This is a genomic window from Planktothrix sp. FACHB-1355, from assembly GCF_014748295.1.
Lineage (GTDB): Bacteria > Cyanobacteriota > Cyanobacteriia > Cyanobacteriales > Aerosakkonemataceae > Aerosakkonema > Aerosakkonema funiforme_A.
In genome coordinates this window covers 1-3,552 of sequence record NZ_JACJUP010000736.1, presented here as the reverse complement: position 1 = coordinate 3,552, position 3,552 = coordinate 1, and the positions used below count along the sequence as shown (strand labels likewise).

Genomic DNA, 3,552 nt, shown 5'->3' with positions numbered 1-3,552 from the left:
GCTTTAATTTCTGGGCTGACGCGAGCTTCTAATCGGACTGATGGTTGGGAGGGAGTGGCTCTAGGCATGGTGAATTGACGATCGGATGGTTTCTATATTATACGGCAAAATGCCGCATCGATAATGGGATGAGTGGAAGGACGAGTAGGCTGATATCTGGGTGCTACCCAAACCTTACGCTATTCCTTAGCGATAGAGAGCCTGCCTCGATCATCTCTTGTGAATTAAGTTCACAGAGCCTCTTGACACAGCCGTGAATATCGTTCACAATAATTTGTGAATAAAGTTCACAAAAATGCTGATTGTGTAGCCCTATGCACAATGACGATCTGATTGGGTTGTACGAAATAGCTCAAATAGCAAATGTTAGTCCTGCTGCTGTAGGAAACTGGAGAAAGCGATATTCCAATTTTCCTGTTCCTATAAAACAACTACAGTCTGGACCAGTATTCCAACGAAGACAAGTACTTAATTGGCTCAGAAGTAAGGAGGTACCAATGGCAAAGCTAATAGCACTTTTTAACAATAAAGGTGGCGTTGGGAAAACAACAACTATTTGGAATCTTGCTACTTCATTAGCAGAAAAAGATAAGAAAGTTCTTGCTATTGATTTTGATCCTCAGTGTAATTTATCTATTGCTGCACTAGGCAATGAGGGATTTTCAAGTTTTTTAGAAAGTTCAAAAGAATTACCCTATGGCAAAACTATTCGCTCATTCGCTCTCCCTTATATTCAACAGAGTGCCCCAGGAGTTCCTTACATTGATAAACCAAAAGTTGCTCCGGCCAAGGGCAAATTAGATATTGTGCCAGGTGATTTTTGGCTCAATAACTTTTCTGATATTCTCAATGTTGGTACTGATGTTATTGGAGGCGCTGGTTTATATCGCTTTTTAATGCCTTCCAGCTTAGTTGATGCAATAGAGAAAGAATATCAAACTCTATATGATTTTGTATTAATAGATTTGCCGCCATCTTTTAATACACTTGTCAGAGCAGCACTATATTCTTCCGATTATTTTCTGGTTCCCTGTACAGCCGACCTATTTTCGGCATATTGTGTCGGTTTAATTGGACAGGTTTTACCCAGATTTATAGAAGATTGGGAACAAGGTAAGACTCGTTTTCTTCAATCTAATTCATACGATCAAATATTGCCAAAAAAGGGACAACCAAAATTCGGTGGTTGGATTTTCAACGGGTTTGATACTAGGAAAAAAGCTGGTTCTAGTGAGATTGAAAAAACGGGAGCAGATAGGGCACAATTTGAGAAAGTACAAGCCTCTATTGAGGATCAATTGATACCTAAGTTAAACGGCATTAAACCATACAAAGCTGTTCCCGAATTTGTTGGAAAAATACCTGTGGCAAACATAGAAGACTTGAACGTGATGGCACCTGACAGTATTGTTCAGAATGTGCCTATTAAATATTTACATCAACACAGACCAACACGGGATATTGGTAGAGGTACTTGGTCTCAAGACCAGAAGAACCTAATGAGAAAAATGGATGAAGAGTATGACAAGTTAGCTGACTTCATCATTACTCATTTCTAATCAAAATCTTCCCTTTTTTACAGCTTATTTAATTTTTAAGCGCTCGCTCTTTAAATTTAAAGTTGCGAGCGCACTTCTTTAAATACTACATAATTTAACAGTATTAACAAACTTTGTACCTGATTGAAATTAAAAACCTTCTGCGTGTAAAGTTGTAATCCAAGTTCTAATCGAACTGCTTTTTCTCCTAGCTGAACAGAGGCTGAAGAAACGTTTAGACTAATCGACTCTTGGGCTGAGTTCATGGGCAATCACGATAAAGTAGTGTAGATACATGATAAGCGATCGCACCACCAATCCCTCAACTCAACCTACAACACAATAAGAAAAATCTATTAAAGTTAACCTTTATATCGAACAATTGAGTATAAATTTGATATAACTAATTTACCAACTACTTGAAGAATCTAGTTATGAAAACAGATATTTCTCTTCCAGACCAAATTTTTGAAGAAGCTGAAGCACTTGCTCAACAGTTGGGGATGTCTCGCAGCGAACTATATACCGAAGCATTGAAAGCATATTTGCGGCGATATAACCGAGAGCGGACTTTATCGAAACTAAACGAAGTGTACTCTCAACAATCTTCAGATTTAGACACAGTTATGGCAACAATGCAATTTATGTCTCTGCCAAAGGAGAATTGGTAGTGTATCGCGGTGAAATTTGGTGGGCGCAGCTACCCGATCCAATTGGTTCAGAACCGGGTTATCGTAGACCTGTGCTAATTATTCAGGATGATACATTCACACAAAGTCGCATCAGGACAGTGATTGTTGTCATTATTACTTCTAATATCGAACTTGCTAACGCACCGGGCAATGTTTTATTACCGCGTGACGCGACGGGTTTACCGAGAGATTCAGTTGTAAATGTCTCCCAGATATTTACTGTAGACAAAGCATTTTTAACTGAGCGTATTGGTGCATTACCAGTCAGCTTGCAAGAAGAAGTAGATGAAGGTTTACGGACAGTGCTTTATCTCTAACGATTGAGGATTTTCGATATAAGTACATATCCGTAAGTTTCACTTAACTGTAAACCAATTTCATAAGGTAACACATTCGCCATTGAAGCCTAACCTACGGCACAATAAGAATGAGGTCAACAAGGGAGGGGCTATGTCCAAGCGCAAAAAGCACGATCTCCAATGGATTAAAGAAACCCTAGAGTTAAAAGAAGACCACAACTGGAAATCAACGCCAGGAACTCGCATCTTTGTAGCTGGGCGGGGGGCTGTTCGGTTCGATGTCCCGGAGGATTGGTATTTTGAACCGGATGAGAAATCGTTCCGGTTTCTGGACAAAAAGCCACCAAACGATGATTGTCGCTTAGAAGTTTCGTATAATTTGTTGCCCCCTGCTGATTGGACAGATTTTCCGCTAGTTCCCCTATTAAAGAAGCTAGTTCGAGAAGATGAGCGAAAACCGATCGAACAAGGCGAAATTATTAAACTCAAGCGTCAAACTGCCCGCGTCGTTTGGACTCAATTTAAGTTTATCGACCCTCAAGAAAACCGCGAAGCTTATTCGCGAATTTGCATTGGGTTAGGTTCTGGTGTTCAGTGTTTGATTACTTTTGATTACTGGGTAGACGATGCGGAACGCTTGACTCCGGTATGGGATACGGTGATGAATTCGTTAGTTCTCGGTTTGTATATCAGCGATCCTCGCACGGGATTTGCATTACCCGATTAGTAGTTTAGTAAGAAACCGGGTTTCTTTTAGTAAAAAACCCGGTTCCGTGTAATTCCTAGAACTTGGGAGATTAAAATCGAATGATTGTGCAAGCAGAAGATAAAAAATATTACACTCCCGAAGAATATCTTGATTTTGAGGTTAACTCAGAAGAACGCCATGAATATATTAATGGGGAGATTGTTCTAATGACTGGTGGAATGCCAAATCACAACAGAATAGCTGGTAATTTCTATGCTGCTTTAAACTTTGCCCTCAAGCGTCAACCCTATGACGTTTTCTTTACAGATCAACGT

The 3,552-nt window shown here is 39.8% G+C and carries 5 protein-coding genes; all 5 read left to right on the top strand.

Features of this window, described 5'->3' with window-relative positions:
• Positions 1–497: 497 nt before the first annotated feature.
• The gene (locus tag H6S82_RS23985; protein WP_199315102.1) at positions 498–1,559 is read left to right on the top strand and encodes an AAA family ATPase; all 1,062 of its coding nucleotides are present in this window, start codon (positions 498–500) and stop codon (positions 1,557–1,559) included.
• A 413-nt stretch (positions 1,560–1,972) separates the two neighbouring features.
• Positions 1,973–2,209 carry a ribbon-helix-helix protein, CopG family gene (locus H6S82_RS23980; protein ID WP_190461851.1) on the top strand — a complete coding sequence of 79 codons (237 nt, stop codon included), beginning with the start codon at positions 1,973–1,975 and terminating at the stop codon, positions 2,207–2,209.
• Positions 2,209–2,547, top strand: a complete 339-nt coding sequence (locus H6S82_RS23975) for a type II toxin-antitoxin system PemK/MazF family toxin (RefSeq protein WP_322111838.1) — start codon at positions 2,209–2,211, stop codon at positions 2,545–2,547. Before H6S82_RS23980 ends, H6S82_RS23975 begins: the two co-directional genes overlap by 1 nt.
• A gap of 133 nt (positions 2,548–2,680) precedes the next feature.
• Entirely contained in the window at positions 2,681–3,256 is a 576-nt protein-coding gene (locus tag H6S82_RS23970; RefSeq protein WP_190461847.1) for a hypothetical protein, read from the top strand.
• Positions 3,257–3,336: 80 nt separating this feature from the next.
• Positions 3,337–3,552: Uma2 family endonuclease (locus H6S82_RS23965; protein WP_191056824.1), on the top strand; the 216-nt coding region annotated here is incomplete at its 3' end.